Source organism: Streptomyces sp. NPDC085946 (assembly GCF_044540485.1).
Classification (GTDB): Bacteria; Actinomycetota; Actinomycetes; order Streptomycetales; family Streptomycetaceae; genus Streptomyces.
This window is the reverse complement of the sequence record NZ_JBITSF010000029.1, coordinates 1-21893: the sequence shown is the minus strand read 5'-3', so window position 1 is coordinate 21893 and position 21893 is coordinate 1. Positions and strand designations below refer to the sequence as shown.

The 21893-nt window shown below is 70.7% G+C and carries 22 protein-coding genes; 11 read left to right on the top strand and 11 right to left on the bottom strand.

Going from position 1 to position 21893, the window contains the following annotated elements; genetic code table 11:
* Positions 1–67: 67 nt before the first annotated feature.
* The 6 genes from ACIF8T_RS35195 to ACIF8T_RS35170 all read right to left on the bottom strand — a co-directional run bounded on the left by ACIF8T_RS35195 (position 68) and on the right by ACIF8T_RS35170 (position 5295).
* Entirely contained in the window at positions 68–970 is a 903-nt protein-coding gene (locus ACIF8T_RS35195; RefSeq protein WP_400040868.1) for an alpha/beta hydrolase, read from the bottom strand.
* A gap of 92 nt (positions 971–1062) precedes the next feature.
* Positions 1063–1371, bottom strand: a complete 309-nt coding sequence (locus tag ACIF8T_RS35190; protein WP_400040867.1) for an antibiotic biosynthesis monooxygenase family protein — start codon at positions 1369–1371, stop codon at positions 1063–1065.
* 54 nt (positions 1372–1425) lie between these two features.
* A complete protein-coding gene (locus ACIF8T_RS35185; protein ID WP_400040865.1) occupies positions 1426–2199 on the bottom strand; it encodes an enoyl-CoA hydratase/isomerase family protein in 774 nt (257 codons plus the stop codon).
* Positions 2196–2696: a nuclear transport factor 2 family protein gene (locus ACIF8T_RS35180; RefSeq protein WP_400040863.1), complete on the bottom strand. Its 501-nt coding sequence runs from the start codon at positions 2694–2696 to the stop codon at positions 2196–2198. Before ACIF8T_RS35180 ends, ACIF8T_RS35185 begins: the two co-directional genes overlap by 4 nt.
* On the bottom strand, positions 2693–4153 hold the full coding sequence (locus ACIF8T_RS35175) for an aldehyde dehydrogenase family protein (RefSeq protein ID WP_400040862.1): 1461 nt from the start codon (positions 4151–4153) through the stop codon (positions 2693–2695). The genes ACIF8T_RS35180 and ACIF8T_RS35175 overlap by 4 nt, the downstream gene beginning before the upstream one ends.
* Complete coding sequence (locus ACIF8T_RS35170; RefSeq protein WP_400040860.1) at positions 4150–5295, bottom strand: 3-hydroxyacyl-CoA dehydrogenase NAD-binding domain-containing protein; 1146 nt, start codon at positions 5293–5295, stop codon at positions 4150–4152. Before ACIF8T_RS35170 ends, ACIF8T_RS35175 begins: the two co-directional genes overlap by 4 nt.
* Before the next feature lie 225 nt (positions 5296–5520).
* On the opposite strand from ACIF8T_RS35170, the gene ACIF8T_RS35165 reads away from it, so the two are divergent.
* The 4 genes from ACIF8T_RS35165 to ACIF8T_RS35150 are packed head-to-tail and all read left to right on the top strand — an operon-like array spanning position 5521 to position 8199.
* Complete coding sequence (locus ACIF8T_RS35165) at positions 5521–6312, top strand: CoA transferase subunit A (RefSeq protein ID WP_400040949.1); 792 nt, start codon at positions 5521–5523, stop codon at positions 6310–6312.
* On the top strand, positions 6309–6983 hold the full coding sequence (locus ACIF8T_RS35160) for a CoA transferase subunit B (RefSeq protein WP_400040858.1): 675 nt from the start codon (positions 6309–6311) through the stop codon (positions 6981–6983). Before ACIF8T_RS35165 ends, ACIF8T_RS35160 begins: the two co-directional genes overlap by 4 nt.
* The gene (locus ACIF8T_RS35155; RefSeq protein ID WP_400040856.1) at positions 6980–7555 is read left to right on the top strand and encodes a carboxymuconolactone decarboxylase family protein; all 576 of its coding nucleotides are present in this window, start codon (positions 6980–6982) and stop codon (positions 7553–7555) included. Before ACIF8T_RS35160 ends, ACIF8T_RS35155 begins: the two co-directional genes overlap by 4 nt.
* Before the next feature lie 32 nt (positions 7556–7587).
* Complete coding sequence (locus ACIF8T_RS35150) at positions 7588–8199, top strand: TetR/AcrR family transcriptional regulator (protein ID WP_400040854.1); 612 nt, start codon at positions 7588–7590, stop codon at positions 8197–8199.
* Between the two features lie 87 nt (positions 8200–8286).
* On the opposite strand, the gene ACIF8T_RS35145 is transcribed toward ACIF8T_RS35150, so the two are convergent.
* Both ACIF8T_RS35145 and ACIF8T_RS35140 read right to left on the bottom strand, forming a co-directional pair.
* On the bottom strand, positions 8287–9546 hold the full coding sequence (locus ACIF8T_RS35145) for an FAD-dependent oxidoreductase (RefSeq protein ID WP_400040852.1): 1260 nt from the start codon (positions 9544–9546) through the stop codon (positions 8287–8289).
* A 312-nt stretch (positions 9547–9858) separates the two neighbouring features.
* Positions 9859–10770: a LysR family transcriptional regulator gene (locus ACIF8T_RS35140; RefSeq protein ID WP_400040850.1), complete on the bottom strand. Its 912-nt coding sequence runs from the start codon at positions 10768–10770 to the stop codon at positions 9859–9861.
* A 156-nt stretch (positions 10771–10926) separates the two neighbouring features.
* Between ACIF8T_RS35140 and ACIF8T_RS35135 the strand changes: the two genes are divergently transcribed.
* The 7 genes from ACIF8T_RS35135 (at position 10927) to ACIF8T_RS35105 (ending at position 18505) form a co-directional block, all read left to right on the top strand.
* Positions 10927–11907 carry a fumarylacetoacetate hydrolase family protein gene (locus ACIF8T_RS35135; RefSeq protein ID WP_400040848.1) on the top strand — a complete coding sequence of 327 codons (981 nt, stop codon included), beginning with the start codon at positions 10927–10929 and terminating at the stop codon, positions 11905–11907.
* Positions 11904–12956 carry an amidohydrolase family protein gene (locus tag ACIF8T_RS35130; protein WP_400040846.1) on the top strand — a complete coding sequence of 351 codons (1053 nt, stop codon included), beginning with the start codon at positions 11904–11906 and terminating at the stop codon, positions 12954–12956. The genes ACIF8T_RS35135 and ACIF8T_RS35130 overlap by 4 nt, the downstream gene beginning before the upstream one ends.
* Positions 12953–13891, top strand: coding sequence for a VOC family protein (locus ACIF8T_RS35125; protein ID WP_400040844.1), 939 nt, complete (start codon positions 12953–12955; stop codon positions 13889–13891). The genes ACIF8T_RS35130 and ACIF8T_RS35125 overlap by 4 nt, the downstream gene beginning before the upstream one ends.
* Positions 13892–13899: 8 nt before the next feature.
* A complete protein-coding gene (locus tag ACIF8T_RS35120) occupies positions 13900–14892 on the top strand; it encodes a cyclase family protein (RefSeq protein WP_400040842.1) in 993 nt (330 codons plus the stop codon).
* A 68-nt stretch (positions 14893–14960) separates the two neighbouring features.
* Entirely contained in the window at positions 14961–15914 is a 954-nt protein-coding gene (locus ACIF8T_RS35115; RefSeq protein ID WP_400040841.1) for a fumarylacetoacetate hydrolase family protein, read from the top strand.
* Complete coding sequence (locus tag ACIF8T_RS35110; RefSeq protein ID WP_400040839.1) at positions 15911–17062, top strand: FAD-dependent monooxygenase; 1152 nt, start codon at positions 15911–15913, stop codon at positions 17060–17062. Before ACIF8T_RS35115 ends, ACIF8T_RS35110 begins: the two co-directional genes overlap by 4 nt.
* Before the next feature lie 240 nt (positions 17063–17302).
* Positions 17303–18505, top strand: a complete 1203-nt coding sequence (locus ACIF8T_RS35105; protein ID WP_400040947.1) for an IS110 family transposase — start codon at positions 17303–17305, stop codon at positions 18503–18505.
* A gap of 44 nt (positions 18506–18549) precedes the next feature.
* Here the strand turns inward: ACIF8T_RS35105 and ACIF8T_RS35100 are convergent, their stop codons facing one another.
* The 3 genes from ACIF8T_RS35100 to ACIF8T_RS35090 all read right to left on the bottom strand — a co-directional run bounded on the left by ACIF8T_RS35100 (position 18550) and on the right by ACIF8T_RS35090 (position 21711).
* Positions 18550–19854, bottom strand: a complete 1305-nt coding sequence (locus ACIF8T_RS35100; protein ID WP_400040945.1) for an IS630 family transposase — start codon at positions 19852–19854, stop codon at positions 18550–18552.
* A gap of 312 nt (positions 19855–20166) precedes the next feature.
* On the bottom strand, positions 20167–20934 hold the full coding sequence (locus ACIF8T_RS35095; protein WP_400040838.1) for an enoyl-CoA hydratase/isomerase family protein: 768 nt from the start codon (positions 20932–20934) through the stop codon (positions 20167–20169).
* A gap of 111 nt (positions 20935–21045) precedes the next feature.
* Positions 21046–21711: a TetR/AcrR family transcriptional regulator gene (locus tag ACIF8T_RS35090; RefSeq protein ID WP_400040836.1), complete on the bottom strand. Its 666-nt coding sequence runs from the start codon at positions 21709–21711 to the stop codon at positions 21046–21048.
* Positions 21712–21893: the final 182 nt, after the last annotated feature.

Genomic DNA, 21893 nt, shown 5'->3' with positions numbered 1-21893 from the left:
GGCGGAACCGGCACCACGGACGAAAGTGGTCGCCCACCCATCCGCCCGTACCGACGTAGCTCTGTGCTCAGCGGTGCTGGTCGGAGAAGACGGTCCGCAATGACTGGGCCATGAGCTCGAGGGCCTCCTTGGCCGCGTCCGCCGGGCCTTGGTGGGTGAAGACGTGATCGGCGCCCTCCATGACCCGGTGGGTCACGGGGACTCCCGCAGCGGCCAGCGCCTGTGCGTAGTCGTCGGCCTCGTCGCGCATTGAGTCCAACTCGGCAGTGATGACGAGGGCGGGTGCGAGTCCTTCGAGGTCGTCGGCGAGGGCCGGGGAGGCGAGCGGGTCCAGGCGATCGGCCGTGCGGGGCACGTAGACGTTGGTGAAGAGCGCGGCTTGGCGGACGCTGATCACGGGTTTGCCGGTGCGGGCCCGCTTCGTGGCGGGGTCCTTGGCCAGGTTGGTCGAGGGATAGTCCAGGATCTGGAGGAGCGGGGCGAACGTGCCGTTGTCACGGGCCTGGCGGGCGACGCCTGCGGCGAGAGATCCGCCGGCGCTATGCCCGCCGACGGCCAGCCGCGTCCCGTCCCAGCCCTGCGCGGCAGAATGGGCGACGAGCCACTGCCACACCCCGTACGCCTGCCGCGGGGCGGTGGGGAAGGGGTGCTGGGGGGCGGTGGCGTAGTCGGCGTTCACGACCACGCAGCCGGCGTTCGCCGCCAGGTAACGGCAGATGTGATCGTCCTGCTCGGGGTGACGGATGACGAAACCGCCGCCGTGGAGGTTCAGGAAGACCGGAGGCGGCTGGGTTCCGGGCTCCGGCCGGGGCTCATAGACGGTGCAGGGCACGGAGCCCAAGTCGGTGGGGACGGTGAGCGTGCGCGTGTGTCCGGGCAGGTCGGTGAACCGGAGTTCGGGGATGGGGCCTACGAACCGGCCGGCGACAAGCTGCATGGCGCGAGCGATCAGGGTGTGCCTGACGGACATGGCGGTCACTCCAGAGGGGGGAGGGTACGGAAGCCCGCGGTCCTACCAGCGCACGACGGCTGCCCGGACCACGACCCGGTCGTCACCACAGGTCACGTGGGCAGACCGGTTTCCCATGAGTTTTCATAGTGCGTGACGCTGGGAGGCCCGGCGAAGTGTTCGGCCACCGCTCCGCGCCACTGCCGGAAGAGGTCGGATTTGCGGAACTCGACGGTGTGGGCCTCGATGGTTTCCCAACCGACCAGGAGCAGGTAGGTGCTCGGTTTCTCCACCTGCCTGACGAGCCGGGCCCACTGGTACCCGGGTGCCTTGGCGATCGCTTGGTGGCCGAGGGTGAACGCCTTCTCGAAGGCGGCCTCGCGACCCGGAACAATGGTGAGTTCCGCGTGCTCGATGACCATGTGGGCTGCTCCTGGTGCGCGAGGAAGGGACCGCGCGTGCGGTTCGGGCGTCATTCAGTGTGCGGTGGTGAAGCGCGGGGTCCGTTTCTCGGTGAAGGCCGCCACCCCTTCGGCGTGCTCGGGGCTTCGGGCGGCGACACCCTGCGCGTCGGCCTCGGCGGCGATCACCTCGGCGAGCGGGGCGTGCGCGGCCAGACGGAAGATCCGCTTGGTGAGGGCCAGCGCGGTGGCGGGCCCGGCCGCGAGCGCGTCGGCCCGGGCCTGCGCTTCCTTCTCCAGGTCACCGGTCGGGACGACGGCGTTGACCAGGCCGAGTCCGTGCGCCTCGGTCGCGCGCAACGACCGGCCCGTGACCGCGAGATCGAAGGCACGGGCGTGCCCGAGGGCGCCGACCAGCACGCTGGACACACCGGTGTCGGGAACGAGTCCGACCTTGCCGAAGGAGCAGGCGAAGCTCGCCTCCTCGGCGGCGATCACGAGGTCGCAGACCAGGGCCAGCCCCATGCCCGCGCCGACCGCAAGGCCGTTGACCGCCGCGACGACGGGCGTGTCCATGGTGGAGATCACCGTCACGAGCGGGTTGTACGTGTCCCGTACGGTCGTCCCGGCATCGTCCAGTTCGTGGCGTGCGGCGAGGTCTTGGCCGACGCAGAAGGCGCGGCCCGAGCCCGTGAGAACGACGCACCGGACCTCCGGGGCCTCCTCCGCTCCGAGCAGGGCGGCCAGCAGGGCGCGGCGGGTGGGCTTGTCCAGGGCGTTCAGCCGGTCCGGGCGGTCGAGGACGATCCACTCGACCGGTCCCTTGCGGACCGTGTTCACCGTGCTCATCGCCGGGCCTCCTCGGCGATCGTTCCGGGGTGCCGCGCACTGTGCTCGGCACCGTGGCGGGAGTAGCCGCGATCGGCGTACGGGAAGCCGTCCAGTTCGGTGTCCCGGTCGGTCTCCTGGCGGTAGTACGAGCGGATCTCGGTGATCCGGCCGTCCTCGCCGAACGTGAACCACTCCGCGCCCCGCGTGGCCACGCGCCGCCCGGTCCGGGGCGGGGTCCAGAACATCGTCCACTCGATGACGGCTTCGGCGTCCCCGTCGAGGATGTGGTCCACGATCCAGACGGCGTCGATCATCCCGTGCACCTTGCGCCAGTAGCGGGCCAGGTGCTCACCGCCGCGCACGGGTGCCGAGCCGGGGTTGAGGGCGAGGAAGAAGTGGACGACGTCGTCGGCCAGGGTGGTGCGCATCAGGTCGACGTCGCCGGTGCTGCACCCGTCGTAGTAGCGGCTGATGGTGTGCAGATGGCCGGTGGCCTGCGGTGCGGGCGCGGTCATCGCTGGATCGCCTTCGTCTCGGTGAACTCGTCGATGCCGTGGGTGCCGAACTCCCGGCCCAGGCCCGACTTCTTGTAACCGCCGAAGGGGGCGGCCGGGTTAAAGGCCGCGCCGTTGATGTCGACCTGACCGGTGCGGATACGGCGGGCCACGGCCAGGGCCCGGTCCTCGTCACCGCTCCACACGCCGCCGGCCAGGCCGTAGGGGCTGTCGTTGGCGATGGCGACGGCCTCGTCCTCGCTGTCGAAGGGGATCACGACGAGCACCGGGCCGAAGATCTCCTCCTGGGCGATCCTGGAGGAGGGGTCGACGTCGGCGAAGATCGTCGGGCGCACGTAGAAGCCCTCGGCGAGGCCCTCCGGGCTCTCCGGACCGCCGATGACGAGCTTGGCGCCCTCAGTCTCGCCCAGCCGGATGTAGTCGCGCACGGTCTCCTGCTGCTGGGCGGAGGCGAGCGGGCCGAGCCGGGTGGCCGGGTCAAGGGGGTGGCCGAGGGTGAGCCGCTCGGCGGCGGCGCGGGCGAGTTCGACGACCTCGTCCTGCTTCTCGCGGGGTACCAGCATGCGGGTCCAGGCCGAGCAGGTCTGGCCGGAGTTGAGGAAGGCGTTGTTCACGCCCGTCTTCACGGCGCGGCCCAGGTTCGCGTCCGGGAGGATGACGTTGGCGGACTTGCCGCCGAGTTCGAGCGAGACGCGCGTGATGTTCGCGGCGGCGGTGCGCATGACCTTCGCGCCGGCCTCGGTGGATCCGGTGAAGGAGACGACGTCCACGCCCGGGTGCCCGGCGATCGCCTCGCCGACCTCGGAGCCCGGTCCGGACACCAGGTTGAACAGCCCGGCGGGCAGGCCGAGACGCGTCGAGACCTCGGCGAAGACGTCGGCGAACGCGAAGGCCGACAAGGGGGCCACCCCGGCCGGCTTCGCGACGATCGCGCAGCCCGCGGCCAGGACGCCGCCGACCTTGGCGATCAGCTGGTGCAGGGGGTAGTTCCACGGCGTGATCGCACCGACCACGCCCGCCGCCTCACGGACGACGAGCGAGTTGCCGACCTGGTGCTCCCACTCGTAGGAGGAGACCGTGTCCGCGAAGGCGTTGAGTACGGCGGAGGGCAGGCCGACCTGGACCCGCTGGGAGATCTTCAGCGGGGTGCCGACCTCCAGGCTGATCACCTGGGCGATCGCGTCCTGCCGCTCGGTGAGAGCCGCGCTCAGCGCGCGCAGCGCCTCGGCGCGTTCGGCCGGCGTGGAGGAGGCCCAGGCGTCGGTGGCCGTTCGGGCCGCCGAGACCGCGGTGTCCACGTCGGCGGCCGTGCCGCGGGGCACGATGCCGAGTTCGGTGCCGTCGGCGGCGTTGACGACCACGTCGGTGGCCGCACCGGCCGGGAATCGCCAGTCTCCGTCGATGTACAGGGCGTTGCGCTCGGTGAGGGACGGGTCGGGGGTGGGGCGGGTGCTCATGCCGTGCTCCGGGAGGAGGGGGTGGTGTGGTCGTGGAATCCGCTGCCGCTCTTGCGGCCGAGGCGTCCATCGGCGACCAGCCTCAGCAGGCCGTCGGCGGGCTTCAGGCGCGGGTCGCCCGACGCCTCGTACAGCATGGCCTGGGCCGCGGCGGTGACATCGGTGCCGATGAGGTCGATCAGCTCGAAGGGGCCCATGGGGTGTCCGAGGGCCTGACGCATCAGCGCGTCGGCCTCGGCGGCCGTGAAGGCGCCGGAGTCGAGAGCCCGTACAGCGTCATTCAGGTAGGGGATCAGCAGACGGTTGACGACGAAGCCGCGCTCATCCCCGCAGCGCACCGGCACCTTTCCGATGCGGCGCACCCAGGCGCAGGCCGTGTCGAAGACGGCCGCGTCCCGTGCGGCGCCGACGACCTCGACCAGTTTCATGACCTTGGCCGGGTTGAAGAAGTGCAGCGCGATGACGGTGCGCCGCTCGGGGAGGTCCGCGCGGATCTCCCCGACGGTGAGGGACGAGGTGTTGGTGGCCAGGACGGTCGGCTCGGGCAGCGTGGCGTCGAGCCGCGCCAGCAACTCCCTCTTGATGTCACGGTGTTCGGCGATGGCCTCGATGACGTGACCGCAGCCGGCCAGGTCGTCGGGGCGGGTGGTCGCTTCGAGGAGGGAGAGGGCGCGGTCCCGGTCGGACGCGGTGAGCCGGCCCTTGGCGACGGCTCCGTCCATGCTCGCGGCGACCCCCGCGCGCAGCCGTTCGGCGGAGGCCTGGGAACGGGCCAGGACGACGGTGGGGACGCCGGCGCGCAGCAGGGCCTCGGTGATCCCCGAGGCCATGGTGCCGGTGCCGGCGATGCCCACGGGGTGGTCCCAAGCTCCGTCGTCGTGCACCTGGTCGCTCCGGTCGCTCCCGGTGTCCGCGGGCGGCGGTTCGGCGAGGCCGTGGCGTGCGCGGGTCTGTGGGTCCAGACCACTCAGGAAGGCGAGGGGCCCGACGGGGTGGCCGGCCCCGAGCCGCATGGCGGTGTCGATGTCGGCGGGAGAGGCGAGGCCCGAGCGGGCCATGGCGGTCGCGTCTGCGAGAAGTCCGCTCACCAGCTTCAGGGCGGTGGCGGAGGGCGCCTCGGTGGACGCCGATTCCTGGCTCATGTCATCTACCTTCCGGACGGTAGGTAACGTAGAGTGCGGTACGCCGCAGTGTCAACAGCCCGGCTCCGAGCCACGGCCGGGCACCGGCGCAGCGCCGGGCCGACTGCGCCGCGGGCCTCTCACCGTGCTCGACGCACCACACCCACCGACAACCGTTCAGGACCGGAAGGACGAACCGTCATGCCAGTGGATCCCCTCCAGAACAGCGCGCCCACGACGGACGACATCACCTTGAGCAAGGTGGTCACCGACCCCCTGGCGGCCGTCGCCGACGTCCCCGACGGGGCCACCCTCGCCGTCGGCGGCTTCGGCTCGTGCGGCATTCCCAGCCTGCTGATCGACGCGCTCCGCACGGCGGGCCCGCGCGGACTGCACGTGGTGTCCAACAACTGCGGTGTCGACGGCTGGGGCCTCGGCATCCTGCTGGAGGCCGGGCAGATCGACCGGGTCACCGCGTCCTACGTCGGGGACAACAAGGAGTTCGCCCGCCGCTATCTGTCGGGCGAGCTTGAGGTTGAGCTCATCCCGCAGAGCACCCTCGCGGAGCGGCTGCGGGCCGCCGGCTCGGGCATCCCCGCCTTCTTCACGCCGGCCGGAGTGGGCACCCAGATCGCCGAGGGCGGGCTGCCCTGGCGTTACGCGTCCGACGGCTCCGTCGCGCTGGCCTCACCGCCCCGGCGCACGGAGGTCTTCGACGGCCGCACCTACGTCATGGAGCGCGCCACCCAGGCGGACTTCGGCCTCGTCCGTGCCTGGAAGGGCGATACGGACGGCAACCTCGTCTTCCGTCACGCCGCCCGCAACTTCAACCCGCTGTGCGCCATGGCGGGACACCTCACCGTCGCGGAGGTGGAGGAGCTGTACGCGCCCGGCGAGCTGGACCCCGACGAGGTACACCTGCCCGGCATCTTCGTGCAGCGCGTCGTGCCGGTCGGACCGGACGGTCCGGGAGCCGAGAAGCGCATCGAGAAGCTGACCGAACGCCGGCCCGCCGCAGAGCAGGAAACGACCCGATGAGCCTGACCCGGGAGCAGATCGCCCGGCGCGCCGCCCTGGAGCTGCGGACCGGCCAATACGTCAATCTGGGCATCGGCCTGCCCACGCTCGTCCCCGGACTGCTCCCGCCGGGGGTCCGGGTCCGGCTGCACAGCGAGAACGGCATCCTCGGCACCGGGGACTACCCGCTGCCGGGCGAGGCCGACCCCGATCTGATCAACGCCGGCAAGGAGACCGTCACGGTGCTCCCGGGCGCGTCGTTCTTCGACTCCGCCACCTCCTTCTCCATGATCCGCGGCGGCCACGTCGACGTGGCCGTGCTGGGCGCCATGCAGATCTCGGCGGCCGGAGATCTGGCGAGCTGGGCCGTCCCCGGGGCGATGGTCAAGGGCATGGGCGGGGCGATGGACCTGGTGCACGGGGCCCGCCGGGTGATCGTGGCCATGGAGCACCTCACCCGCAAGGACGAGCCCAAGATCCTCGACCGCTGCACCCTGCCGCTCACCGGCGCGGGCGTCGTGCACCGCGTGATCACCGACCTGGCCGTGTTCGACGTGGCCGACGACGGGCTGGTGCTGCGCGAGACCGCTCCGGGCGTCACTCCGGCGGACGTTCAGGAGAAGACCGCCTGCACGCTGCGGGTCCCGGACGACGTGCCGGAGATGGGCCTGGGGCGGGCGGCCCTCGCATGACCGGACGCCTCGCCGACCCCGTGCCGGACGATCCGGAGATCCGCCGGCTGCTCGACCCCTACCGTCTCCCCGACGGACGCCCGCTCCCCCTCTTCGAGGCGCTGGCCCACAGCCGCGCCGCCCTGGACGACCTGCGGCGGGCCACCGTCGCCTGCCTCGGCGCCCCCGCGCTCGACGCGCGCACGCGGGAGATCGCCGTGCTGCGGGTGTGCGCCCGGGCCGGAGCGGAGACGGAATGGGCCGTCCATGTGCGGATGTTCGCCTCCGAGGCCGGTCTGGGCGAGGCCGAGATCGAGGCGACGGCAACGCCGCGGGACGCCTTCCCGTGGCCGACGCGCGACGCCCTGGTGATCCGGCTCGCCGACGAGATCCACGACGACTCCACCGTCTCCGACGCCCTGTGGGCGGCACTCTCCCAGAAGTACACCGTGCAGGAGATCGTGGAGTTGCTGCTCGTCGTCACGCAATACCACAAGGTGGCCTGTCTGACGAACGCCCTGGGGCTGCGCCCGCTGGACGGCACTCCCCGAATGCCGCGCCCGGCGCACGGAGCGGCGCGTGACATAGATTGAGCGGGCAGACGACGGAAAACGGGAGTTCAGTGGTGGCGGACGCACGGAGTGACGGCACGCGCATGCCGGGCGAGCAGCGCAAGGCGCAGATCATGAAGGTCGCGGCCGGACTGTTCGACACCCGCGGTTACCCGGAGACGTCGATGGAGACCATCGCCCAGCAGGTCGGCATCCGCAAGGCGTCGCTGTACTACTACTTCCCCAGCAAGGACGCGCTCTTGGTGCAGATGCACCAGGAGATGATCGACCTGATCATCGACGCGCAGCAGCGCCGCCTCGACGAGGGCTCGCTCGACCCGCGCGGTCTGCTACTGGCCATCATGACGGACCTGGTGTCCCTGATGGAGACCCACCCCGGCCACCTGCGCGTGTTCTTCGAGCACTACCGCGAGCTGCCCGAGCCGGTCCGCGCGGAGATCGCCGACAAGCGCGACCGGTACGAGGGGATGCTGCTGGACGTTCTCGAACGGGGCGTCGCCGCCGGGCAGTTCCGCATCCCCGACCCTCGCATGACCACGATGGCGATCCTGGGCATGTGCAACTGGGCCTACCAGTGGTTCCGGCCCGGCGGCGGACGCTCGGCGGCCGAGGTGGCCCGGTACTTCCACGACATGCTGCTCGGCGGCATCGACACCGGGGCATGACCACCGCCCGGCCACGCGTCCCTTCGGGAGGCGCGGCCGGGCGGTGGTGCGGTCCGGCGGTGGGTCCGCAGCCTGCGGCTGCGGGTGTCAGGCCGCCGGATCGGCCTTCTTGCGGGTGCCGGAGATCATGTCGAACGCCGCTTCCGCCTGGTCGATCTCGGCGATCTGCTTGAGGATCTCCCCCGGTGTCGCCTCGCCGACCACCTTCTGGAGGAGCGGCGTGTGGTCGAGGATCGCGTCCCGGACCGGCCGCAGGGGCTTCGGCGCGTGGTGGAAGACCTGGCCGAGGACGTACGCGGTCTGCGACTGGCGTGCGGTGTGCGGCTTGCGCGGCGTCTCGAACGCCTGGAGCGCCCGGCGCACCTGCTCGTGATCGCTCAGGTCCACGCCGGCCAGCCGACGGCCGAGGAAGTAGCCGTCCTCGGTGGCCATTCCGGCCCCGTACGCGGCGTAGGGGGAGGTGGGGTGCGCGGCGTCGCCCACGAGGGTGGCGCGGCCCTTGGACCACTGCTTGATCGGCTTGCGGTCGCGGATCGGCCAGTGTTGCACATGCGCCGGGTCGGTGGCGGCCACCAGGTCCGGGACGGGGGACTTGAAGCGGCCGGCCAGTTCCGTGGCGCGGGCGTGCAGGTCCCCGGTGTACGGCTCGCGCGCGTCATGGGCTTCGAGCAGCCACCACTGGTGGCCGGAGCGCCCCTGGTGCCGGATCTCCGTCACGCTCGCCTGTACCGATCGGTCATGGGCGATCAGGCACAGGCCGGGCTCGGCGGCGATGTCGTCGTCGAGCAGGAAGCCGCCGAAGATGTGGAGGTTGTGCTGCCGGATCGGGCTCTCGCCCCAGAGGGTGCGGCGTACGAGCGAGTTGATGCCGTCCGCTCCCACGACGACGTCCGCCTCGTGGACCGTGCCGTCGGCGAAATGCAGCCGTACTCCGGACTCGTCCTGCTCGACGCGCTGCACGCTGTGGTCGGTGCGCAGGACGCCCTCGGGCAGAGCGGCCAGCATCCGTTCGTACAACTCGGGGCGGAGCAGGCCGATGAAGCCGCCGCCGTAGTCGCGGATGATGTCCTCGGGCAGGTTCACGACGACGCGCTGCCGCCCCTGGACGTTGCGGAACACCGTCTTGCACGGTGCGCCCAGGTCGTGGGTGTCCACGCCCAGCAGCCCGAGTGCCTTGATGGGCGCCGGCCAGAGGTTGAGGATGTTGCCGGCCGGGCGGGCCTGCGGGTAGCGCTCGAACAGGGCGACCTCGTGGCCTGCCTGGTGGACAGACAGGGCGGTGGCCATGCCCGCCGGACCGGCGCCGATGACGGCGACGCGGCCCGGTTTGACGGTGCGAGTGCTCATGGTGGGTCCTCCGTGGTGCGCGACAGGGGCACCGGCTGTGGCTCGGGGCTGTGCGGTGGCCCTCGGAACCTGAGAGTCGGGAGCGGGCGGGCTCAGCGGGACGGCATCTGCCCTGCGAGCGCTGCCCGGACGGTTCTGTGCAGTGGCGGACACACCCTGGACAGACACTCAAAACGTAATCCGCACTACGGTATGGAGAGCATTCGTCACCTGACCAGGCGATGTCAATGGGCGGGGCGGTGTTTCCCAGGAGGCCCGGTGGGCGCACCGGTCCGGCGGACGGGGCCGTCGTCCGGGCGGGACCGCCCGTGATCACAGGGGAGGCAGCGCCGCCGCCGTGTCGGAGAGCAGGCCGAGCAGCCACCGGTGTCCGGGATCCAGCTGCCGCCGCGGATGCCACCAGGCGGCCTGGCTGAGGGCCGGCATCTTCGTCGGCAGGGCGACGCGGCGCAGCGGCACGTCCGGCGCGGCGTGCAGGTCGCGCTCGTGGACCAAGGCCAGCAGATCACTGCCCACCACCAGCCGGCAGAGCGCGGTGAAGCTCTGCACGGTCACGGTGCCGCGCCGTTCAAGGCCCAGGGCGGCCAGATGGGCGTCGGCCGGAGATGCCTGGGGAGAGGGACCGTACGGAACGACCCACGGACGCTCCCGCACGTCCTGGGCAGTCAGGGAGTCCGGGACGGTCGCGTTGTCCTTCCAGGCCACGCACACCCAGTAGTCCGTGTAGAGGTCCTGGTTGGGCAGGTCCGACAGCAGGCCCCGGGCCATGACCAGCACGTCGATGTCGGCGAGGGCCGGAAGCGGATCACTCAGCATGCCGCGGCCCACGGGCCGGAAGTCGACGCCCGCGCCGGGCGCGGCCGCGTGCAGGGCGGCGACCAGAGGCGCGCCCAGGACGGTGAGGACCGAGTCGGAGCACTGCACGGTGAAGCGGCGGCTCGTAGTCGCGGGATCGAAATGGGGCTGGGCGGTGAGCAGGCGCGAGAGCCGCTCCACCGTCTCCCCCAGCTCCGCCCGCAGTCCCTGGGCGAGCGGCGTCAGCTCGTAGTGACTGCCGACCCGCTCCAGGAGCTGGTCGTCGAAGTGCCGCCGCAGCCGTGCCAGCGCCGCGCTGGTGGCCGACTGGCTGAGCCCCACCCGTTCCCCGGCCCGGGTCACGTTGCGTTCCTGGAGCAGTGCGTGCAGCACGACGATCAGGTTCAGATCGAGCGTCGGAAGCTCCAACGTGCCCTCCACAGGCGGTTGTTCAGCGGTCATCGGTCCCGTGGATGGCTCACCATACGGATCATTTGTTGGCCTGCCGCGGGGGCCGGACCGCATGCTGCTGTTCACGCCGACGTTACATGGCGTCGGTCGAACAGCCTGCGAAGGAGCACGTGCATGGTGTCCTCGATCGACCACGCCGGACCCTGGGCGCTCGGCAGCTTCTCCCGTGCGGGGCAGTCCCCGTTCCCGGGGCTGCTGTGCCGCGACCGGGTCCTCGATCTGTCCGCCGAGGAGAAGGCGGGCCGACCGGCGTCCGTCCTGGCCCTGATGGAGGACTGGGACACCGTCCGCCCCGTACTGGAGTCCCTCGCGACGGTCCCGGACGGGGAACGGTGGGCCCCGTTGGACGGGCTCCATGTGGCGGCTCCGATCGTTCCCCGGCAGATCTTCCAGGCCGGCGCCAATTACCGCACGCACGTCATCGACCTGGCGGTCAAGCACCACGACCCGTCCGACGGGCGCACCCCGGAGCAGGTGCGCGAGGACGCCACGGCCCAGATGGACGAGCGGCTGGAGCACCCGCCGTACGTGTTCACCGGTCTGCCCAGCGCCATATGCGGAGCATACGACGACGTCGTCCTGCCGAAGTACGGCAAGCAGCCGGACTGGGAACTGGAGCTGGCGGCCGTCATCGGCCGGCCGGTCCGCGACCTGGATCCCTCCCAGGCGCTGGACGCGGTGGCCGGCTGGGTGATCGTCAACGACCTGACCCTGCGGGAACTGGTCATGCGCCGTGACATGCCCGAGCTGGGCGCCGACTGGATGGCCAGCAAAAACGCTCCGACCTTCCTGCCGACCGGCCCGGTGATTGTGCCCCGCTCGGCGGTGCCCGACCCGGCCGACTTCCAGCTGACGCTCAAGCTGAACGGCGAGGTCATGCAGAACGAGTCCGCCAAAGACATGATCTTCGACGTGGCGCGCATCATCGCCCACTGCTCGAAGATGGCCACCCTGCTCCCCGGCGACCTGGTGCTCACCGGCAGCCCGGCCGGCAACGGCCTGGTCCACGGCCGGCTGCTGCGGGAGGGTGACGTGATGGACGCGACCATCACCGGCCTCGGCGCCCAGCGCAACCGCTGTGTGGCGGCGTCGTGACGTCCGCCCACCCGCACGAGGTGCCCAGCGTCGACCTGCACGCCCACCTCGGGGTGCCCGCCGTCGACGCGCTGATCGAGGGCGAGCCGGGGCTGGCCCGGCAGCGCCGAATCGACGCCGCCGCCCAAGGGCCCGCGTCCATGGCCGTCAACATGGAGCAGATCGGATCGCTGGGCCCCCGCCTGACCGACCTGGACCTGCGCCTGGAGGCGATGGACCGGGGCGGAGTGGACATCCAGGCGGTCAGCGCCGTCCCCCTGCCCCATTCCTGGGCCGAACGGGACCTCGCCGAGCGGATCGCCGCCCTGTCCAACGAGACGGTGGCCGAGTTCTGCGCCAAGCGCCCGGACCGGCTGGTCCCCATCGGCACCGTCTCGCTCCAGTACCCTGACCTCGCCGTCGACCAGTTGCGCGAAGCAGTCACGTCCTTCGGAGTGCGCGGCGTGCAGATCTCCACCGCCGCGGCCCCGGGCGTCGAACTGGACGACCCGAGCCTGGCCGAGTTCTGGCAGGCCGCCGAGGAACTGGGGGCCGCGGTCCTCATCCACCCCTGGGGCTGCACGCTCGGCCCGCGGCTGGGCGCCTACTACCTGTTCAACACCGTCGGCAACCCCGTCGAGACGGCGCTCGCCCTGTCCCGCATCGCCTTCTCCGGGCTGCTCGAACGCCACCCCGGCCTGCGGATCTGGGCCGCCCACGGCGGCGGTTACCTCCCCTCCTACCTGGTCCGCGCCGATCACGCCTGGCACGTCCGGTCCGACGCGCGCACCACCGCCGAGCCGCCCAGCGCCCAACTGCGCCGAATATGGGTCGACTCGCTCGTCTACGAACCGCACCAGCTGCGCCACCTCGTCGACGTCATGGGACCCACCCAGGTCACGCTCGGCAGCGACTACCCCTTCGACATGGGCGTCGACAACCCCGTCGAGCGGCTGCTCGCCGCGGGCTTCGACGCCGCCACCGTCGCCGCCGTACGCGGCGGCAACGCACAGCGGCTGCTGAATCCCCTGCCCGGCTTCCCGTCCGAATCCACCGGAGGCATCCGATGAAGGAACGCCTGATCACCCACCTCCGCCACGTCGACCTCGCGGTCCCCGACTTCGACAAGCAGCGGGAGTTCTACACCACCCTGTGGGGGCTCACCCCGGTCGCCGACGACGACGGCGTCTGCTTCCTGGCCGCCGAGGGGTCCCCGGAGCAGTACATCGTGCGGCTGCGCCGGGACAAGGAGAAGCGGCTCGACCTGATCGCCTACGGCGCCAAGGACCGGGCCTCCGTCGACGCGCTGGCGGCACGCCTCGGGCACGACGGCGTACAGCTGGTGCACGAGCCCCGCGAGCTGCAGACCGCCGGCGGCGGATACGGCTTCCGCTTCTTCGACATCGACGGCCGGACCATCGAGGTCAGCTCCGGCGTAGCGGAGCGCAGGCACCGCAAGATCGAGGAGCGCGAGTCGATCCCCGTGCGCATCTCCCATGTGGTGGTCAACTCCGCGAACCCCGAGGCCACCAAGGCCTGGTACGAGAAGCACCTCGACTTCGACCTGTCGGACGCGCTGACCCTGCCGCACATGGGCGCCCTCATGTACTTCATGCGCTGCAACCCCCAGCACCACAGTCTCGCCATCGCCCGCGGTCCGCACACCTCCCTGCATCACGTCTCGTTCGAGATGCGGGGCCTGGACGAGTACATGCGCGGCTCCGGCCGGCTGCTGCGGGCGGGCGTGCACAAGGTGTGGGGCCCGGGACGCCACATGGCGGGTGACAACACCTTCTCGTACTTCCTCGACCCGCACGGCAACACCATCGAGTACACGACCGAGCTGGAACTGCTCGACGAGGACATCTGGCATCCCAGCCAGTACGACGTGTCGCAGCCGGAGAACCAGGACCAGTGGGGCACGGCCAACCCGTTCAACGAGCTGCTGGCCAAGGAGTCCTTCAACGACGTCGACCGCGGCTGCTTCGTCGCACCCCCGGTGTGAGGCCGGCCATGAACGTTCTCGACGAGTACGGGACCGACCCGGAGGCCGCCATCGCCACGGCCGCCGCCCGCTACAGCAACTGGAACCGCTGGGGCGAGGACGACGCCCTGGGCACCGTCAACTTCCTCGACGACGAGGTGCGCGGCGGCGCGGCGGCACTCGCCCGCCGGGGCGCGTCCTTCTCCCTTTCGCTGCCGCTGGACGCGAACGGCCCCCAGAACGGCTGGCGGCGCCGGGTCAACCCGGTGCACACCATGATGTCGACGGGGCAGGACACCGCCGAGCAGATGGGCACGCCGCACGGTCTCACCGCCGCCGACGACGCGGTGTTCATGCCGTTGCAGTGCGGCACCCAGTGGGACGGCCTCGGCCACGTCTTCGACCACGGCATCGGCTGGAACGGCCGCAAGGGCGCGGAGACCGTCACCAGTGAGGGCGACTCGGCCACCGGCATCGAGCGCCTGGCGGCTCCCCTGGTGGGGCGCGGCGTGCTGCTCGACGTCGGGCGGGCGCTCGGCGGGGAGGCCGGCGAGCTGGACGACGCCTACGCCATCACCACCGACGACCTGCGCGCCACGATCGACCGGCAGGGACCGACCGCGGAGGTCCGCCGGGGTGACATCGTGCTGGTCCGCACCGGCCAGCTCACCCGTGTCCGCCGGTCGCTGGCGCGGGGTGAGGGCTGGGGCACCTACTCCGGCGGACCGGCTCCGGGCCTGTCCTTCGGTACGGCGGGATGGCTGCACGGTTCCGAGATCGCCGCCATCGCCACCGACACCTGGGGCTTCGAGGTCCGTCCCAACGAGTTCCCCGGCTCCTTCCAGCCCCTGCACCAGGTCGCGTTGCCGCACATCGGGCTGCTCGTCGGCGAGATGTGGGACCTGGACGCGCTGGCCGAGGACTGCGCGGGCGACGGCGTGTACGAGTTCCTGCTCGCCGCCCAGCCCCTGCCCTTCACCGGCGCCGTCGGTTCCCCGGTGAACCCCGTCGCCGTCAAATGACCCTCACCGGAGCCGCCCCGCCGTGCGGCGGCTCCGGTCCGCGCACCCTGTGATAAGGAGTCATACCAGTGAAACTCACCACACTTCTCACCGACGACGGACCCCGGGTAGGCGTCCGGGACGGCGACAGTGTCCGCGTACTGCCCACGCCCGAGGCCCTGCTCCAGGTGATCGAGGGCGGGCGGGAGGCCCTCGACGACGTGGCCCGGCGGGTCGGCGACGGCGCCGTACTCAGCTTGGAGGAGGCGGTGTTCGGCCCGCTCCTGCAGCCGCCGTCCATCCGCGACTACCTCACCTACGAGAACCACGTCACGGCGCTCATGACCGGTGGCGTACCCGAGGGCTGGTACACGGAGCCCGGCTTCTACTTCTCCAACCCCGTGGCGGTGGTCGCGCCCTACGCCCCGGTCCCGATCCCGCCCGGCGCCCAGCGGTTCGACTTCGAGCTGGAGCTCGGCGCCGTCGTCGGCAAGGCCGGCTCCGACCTCTCGGTGGCCGAGGCCCGCGACCACATCCTCGGCTTCACGATCCTCAACGACTGGTCGGCCCGCGACTTCCAGACCCGCGAGCTCACCCTGCCGCTCGGCCCCTCCAAGTCCAAGGACACCGCCACCACCCTCGGCCCCTGGCTGGTCACCGCCGACGAGTTCGCCGACGTGTGGGACAAGGACGGCGTGCTGTCCCTCACCTCGCAAGTGTTCCTCAACGACGAGCGCACCGGCGGCGACACCTCCGCCCACATGTCCTGGACCTTCCCCGAGATGCTCGCCTACGCCTCCCGCGGCACCGTCGTGCGCGCCGGTGACGTCCTGGGCTCCGGCACCTGCGGCACCGGATGCCTGGGTGAACTGTGGAAGACCAGCCCCGATACCGCCCCGGGCCCGCTGAAGCCGGGCGACGTCGTCCGCATGGAGACCGAGGGCATCGGCCACATCGAGAACCGGCTGGTGGCCGGTCCTGCGGTGCGTCCCGTCCCGCCCGCCCGCAGCCGTCGCCCGCACTCCGCCGGGAGCTCCGCATGAAATCCGTATCCCGTGTCCTGGTCCAGGGCGGCGGCATCGGCGGCCTCGTGGCCGCCACCGCGCTGGCCCGGCGAGGAGTCCACGTCGACGTAGTCGAACACCGTCCCCCCGGTTCCGTGCTCGGCGTGGGTCTGAACCAGCCGGGCAACGCCCTGGGCGTGATGCGGGAGATCGGCGTCCTCGACGACTGTCTGAGCGCCGGATACCAGTTCAGCGACCTGCGCATGGCGGCCTCAGACAGCAGCACGATGATGGACATCCCGCCCTCCCTGTTCCAGGACCTGCCGCCGAACAACGCCATCCAGCGGGCCGAACTGTGCCACGTCCTGCTCGGCGCGGCAGGCAGCGCCGGCGCGCACCTGCATCACGGCTCGACCGTCGCGTCCCTCGCGGAGGACTCCGGTGGCGTGGACGTCACGTTCACCGGCGCGATGCCGGACGCCACCGTGCCGTCGGACGGGCGGTACGACCTCGTGGTCGGTTTCGACGGCATCCGCTCGCAGGTCCGCCGCCACCTCTTCGGCAGCCGGTACGACGCCGAGTACACCGGGTTCGCGTGCTGGCGGATCAGTCTGCCGCGCCCGCCGGAGCTGGACCGGATCGTCTACGCCCTCGCCGGGAGCATCAAGGCGACCCTGATCCCGCTCAGTGAGACCAACTGCTACGTGGCACTCGTCGTCCCCGAGGAGAGCATCCGTCCGCGGCAGACCTCAGCGCAGATCGTCGAGCGCATCCGGTCCCTGCTGGGTGAGTTCACGGGCTGGATCGGCGAGCTGGGCCACACGCTGAGCGAGGACGCGCTGGCCGCGTACAGCCCCATCGAGCAGGTGACCGTCGACGAGCCGTGGTACCGCGGCCGTATCGTGGTGGCCGGGGACGCCGCCCACGCCAGCAGCCCGCACATGGCCCAGGGAGCGGCCATGGCCGCCGAGGACGCCGTGGTGCTGGCCCAGTGCCTCGACGCCTCCGACGACCTCGACAAGGCACTGCGGGCCTGGTGGGAGCGGCGCATGCCGCGGGCCGGCTTCGTCCAGCAGTACTCGGCGGCGCTGCTGCGCACCGAGTCGGGCACCCCGACCGAGCAGGACCGCGAACTGCTGAAGACCCCGATGCCCGCGGCCCAGGCGAGGCTGGCCGAACCCTACTGATTTTCCCCATTACCTTCTTGGTGGCCCCGCAATGGGGCGCCCGGCCTTCGGAGTTGGCATGACTTTCTCCCCCTGTCGAACGCATGGCCTGGGGGGGGTGTCACCGGCTCCGGAGGCATCGACAGACCGCTGATTAGGGGCATGACCACCGGCCTTTCCGCAGGCCGGGAGGCTCTTCGTAATGTGGATGTGGCGATCGGTGCCGTGGGACGGCCGGGCAGGAACGACCGGAGGAAGCACGTGATCGACGTCAGCGACATCGGCGTCTTCCTCGGCCTGGACGTCGGCAAGGGCGAACACCACGCCACCGCCGTCACCCCGGCCGGGAAGAAGGCCTTCGACAAACGGCTGCCCAACAGCGAACCGAAGCTCCGCGAAGTCTTCGGAAAACTGCAGGCCAAGCACGGGAGCGTGCTCGTCGTGGTCGACCAGCCGGCCTCGATAGGCGCCCTGCCGCTGGCGGTCGCAAAGGACATGGGCTGCCCGGTCGCCTATCTGCCCGGACTCACGATGCGGCGGATCGCCGATCTCTATCCCGGCGAGGCCAAGACCGACGCCTGCGACGCGTTCGTCATCGCCGACGCGGCCCGCGTCATGCCGCACACCCTCCGCTCGGTCGAGCTCGAAGACGAGACCATCGCCGAGCTGGAGATGATCGTCGGGTTCGACGACGACCTGGCCGGGGAGGCCACCCGCATCAGCAACCGCCTGCGGGGCCTGCTCACGCAGATCCATCCATCGCTCGAGCGGGTTCTGGGTCCGCGAGTGCAGCATCCGGCCGTGCTCAAGCTCCTCGACCAGTTCGGCTCGCCCGCCCAGATCCGCAAAGCCGGACGGCGCCGGCTCGTGACGCTGATACGTCCGAAGGCACCGCGGATGGCCGAACGGCTGGTCGAGGACATTTTCACCGCACTGGATGAGCAGACCGTCGTCGTCCCGGGCACGGACGCGGCCGCACTGATCCTTCCCAGCCTCGCCGGATCGCTCCAAGCAGTGCTTGACCAGCGCAAGCTCCTCGCCACGAGGATCGAGGAACTGCTGGAGTCCCACCCTCTTTCCAAGGTCCTGACGTCCACGCCGGGGATCGGCGTCAGGACCGGAGCACGCATCCTCATCGACGTCGGCGACGGATCCAGCTTCCCCTCCGCCGCCCACCTCGCCGCCTACGCCGGACTTGCCCCGGCGACCCGCAGTTCGGGCACCTCGATCCGCGGCGAACAACCCTCCAGACGCGGAAACAAGCAGCTCAAACGGGCCTTCTTCCTCTCCGCATTCGCGGCCCTGACCGACCCGGTCTCCCGGGCCTACTACGACAAGAAGATCAGCCAGGGCAAACACCACACCCAAGCCCTCCTCTGCCTCGCAAGACGACGAGCCGACGTGCTCTTCGCGATGCTCCGCGACGGAACCTTCTACGAACCCCAACCCGCCCCAACAGCTTGACCAAACCCATAGTGTCATGCGTCGCAAATCACGCGGGTAAGTTACTACCTGTTTGTCGGGTTGATTTTGGTGAGGTAGTCGGCGAGGGATTTCAGGATCTCGTCGGCGGTTTTGACCCAGGAGAAGGGTCGCGGGTTCTCGTTCCAGGTGTCGATCCACGCCTTGATGTCGTCCTCAAGGGCCTGGACGGAGGTGTGCACGCCGCGCCGGATGAGCTTGTCGGTCAGCAGACCGAACCAGCGCTCGACCTGGTTGAGCCAGGAGGAGCCGGTCGGGGTGAAGTGGACGTGGAAGCGCGGGTGCCGGCTCAGCCAGGTTCTGATCTCGGCGGTGTTGTGGGTGGCGTAGTTGTCGCACACCAAGTGCACATCGAGTTCCCGCGGTACTGCCTTGTCTATCGCCACCAGGAACTTTTTGAACTCGATGGCCCGGTGGCGGCGGTGGAGCTGGCTGATGACGGTGCCGTCGGCGATGTTGAACGCGGCGAATAGGCTGGTGATGCCGTGCCGCAGGTAGTCGTGAGTGCGGCGCTCGGGCATGCCCGGCATCATCGGCAGCACCGGCTGCGAGCGGTCCAGCGCCTGGATCTGGCTCTTCTCATCGACGCAGAGCACCACCGCCCGCTCGGGCGGGTTGTGGTAGAGCCCGACCACGTCCACGACCTTGTCGACGAACTGCGGGTCGGTGGACAGCTTGAAGGAGTCCTGCAGGTGGGGCTTGAGATCGAACTTCTTCCAGATCCGCCCGATGGTCGATTTCGACAGCCCCGTGCGCGCGGCCATCGAGGCTCGCGACCAGTGCGTGTCCTTGCCCGGGGTGGACTCCAGTGTCGCGGCGAGCACGTCTTCGACCTGGTCGAGCAGGATCGACGGGGGCCGGCCGGGCCTCGGCTCGTCATGCAGTCCGTCCAGGCGCTTGGCGATGAACCGGGCCCGCCAACGCTCCACGGTCGACTCGTCGACCCCAAGATCGGCGGCTGCCTGCCGGTTCGTCCCGCCCTGCGCGCAGCGCAGCACGATCTTCGCGCGCAGTGCGAGGTACTGCGCGGTCTTCGCTCGCCTCGCCCAGCGCACCAGCCGGTCCCGCTCGGCGTCGCTCAGGACCAGCTCCGCCTTCGGCCTGCCGATCCGGCCCGCATCCTGCAGCCCGGCCAACCCCTCGGCCGCGAACTTCCGGCGCCACTTGCCCACCGTCTTGGCCTGAACGTCAACGAGCCGCCCCACGGCAGCATTCGACATCCCGTCAGCGCACGCCAGAATGATCCGGGCCCGCTCGGCAGCTCTCCGGTCCCGCGACCCGGCTCGGCGCACCAACTCGGCACGCTCGTCCTCGGACAACCTGATCGACACTGCAGAAGGCCCCGGATGCGACACCCGAAAAGGGTAGCAACTTACCCGCGTGATTTGCGGCGCATGACAATAGGGGCACCCCCGCACATGCCGCCCGCGCGGGCGAGTGATGACCGAGACGATCGGTCGCCGCTCGCCCTCGCGGGCGGTTCCGTGTGCGGCGGGTGTGGACTGCCCGTACCCGTGCACGCGTGCGGGGCGGGCGGCATCCTCCCCTGTCGGCCGGTATGACCGCGACGCGTCACCGAGGAGCACGCCGAAGGGGGAGGAACGGTACATCGTTCCTCCCCCTGTGCCGCCGCACGCGGGCGCTCAGCGGAACCGCGCCCGGCCGGGCCCCTCCTCGACGAAACTCCGCATGCCGGTCTCGCGGTCCTCGGTGGCGAACAGGCCGGAGAACAGGGCGCGTTCGATGGCCAGTCCGGTCGCCAGGTCGGTGTTGAGGCCCTGGTCGACGGCTTCCTTGGCGGCTCGCAGGGCCAGGGCCGGTCCGGCGGCGAGCCGGGACGCCCGGGCGAAGGCGGCCTTGTACACCTCGCCGGCCGGTACGACCCGGTCGACGAACCCGATCCGCAGAGCCTCCTCAGCCGTCACCTGGCGGCCGGTGAAGATCAGGTCCTTGGCCTTCGACGGCCCCACGAGGCGGGCGAGGCGCTGCGTGCCGCCGGCGCCGGGGATGAGCCCGAGCAGGATCTCCGGCTGCCCCAGCCGAGCCGTATCCGCGGCGATCCGGTAGTCGGCGCACAGGGCCAGCTCGCAGCCGCCGCCGAGGGCGTAACCGGTGATCGCGGCCACGACGGGCTGGGGGATGCGGGCCACGGCGTCGTAGCACTCGTGCAGGGTGCGCACCCGCAGTGTCATGGCCGCGTGGTCCATGGACTGCATTTCCTTCACGTCCGCGCCCGCCGCGAACACCTTCTCGCCGCCCCACAGGACTACCGCCCTGACATCCTCCCGCCCGCCGACTTCCTCGGCGATCTCCCGGAAGCGGTCCTGGGTCGCGATGTCGAGGGCGTTGACCGGCGGCCGGTCCAGCCGAACCGTCGCCACGCCTTCCTTGATCTCCCATGTCACTGTCACCAGCGGAGCGTAACTTCGCAGGTGGCGGTCGTGACAGGGAGTACGAGATCGCTTTTGGGCATGCCGGACGATCCACGCCGCGGATGCCGCGTGGCTGCCTCACCGGCCCGGTCAGGTGGCGGCGGGGTGAGGAGCGAGCAAGGTGCGTGCGGTGCTCAGGGCGAGGTGGGAGGTGAACGTGTCGTGGTCGACGGGTGTGGTGGCGAAGTCCGCGCCGTGGGCGGTGCGGACGACACAGGCGGAGAAGGCGGTGGCGAAGCACTGGCGGGCCGCGGCCTCAGGGTCGGGGTGGGTGAAGTGGTCGCGGGCGGTGAGCAGCACAGCGGTGAAGGCGTCAGCGAGCAGATGGACATGGTCACGGCCGCGGCGCAGAACTTCGGGATGGGCGCCGGACAGCAGCAGGATGGGTTTGAGGAAAGCGGCGTGCCGGGCGAACAGAGCGGTCAGTGCGGTGACGGCCGCGGTGATCAGTTCGGTCGGCGACAGCCCCTCCCGGCTCTGGAGCTCGGTGAAGACGTGCTGGTCGGCGGTCACGCGGATGACGCCGTGTTCGTACACGGCCAGGAACAGTGCGTCCTTGCTGGTGGTGCGGTCGTAGACAGCGCGAGGGGCGACCTGCGCGCGTTCACACACAGCGGCGATGGTGAACGCCTCGTAGCCGCCTTCCTCGATCAACGCCACACCGGCCTCCAGGATGCGCGCCCAGGCCTGCCGGGTGCGTTCCTGGCGCGGCTGCCGGATCGCCAGGTCATCCGTGCGTTCTGTCGAGGTGCCCATGCGGGTCATTGTCGCGCCCGGCCACAGAGGTGAAAAACCGATGGCTCGCTCCTTGGCCGGAGGGGCCGCACAGCTGCCACTGACCGCCTAGTGTGATGCGCCTGAAATCGCAGGCTTAAGTCTCTTTCGTGTTTTTAGTGGATGGTGGAGTGACCTTGGTGAGGTAGTCGGCGAGGGATTTG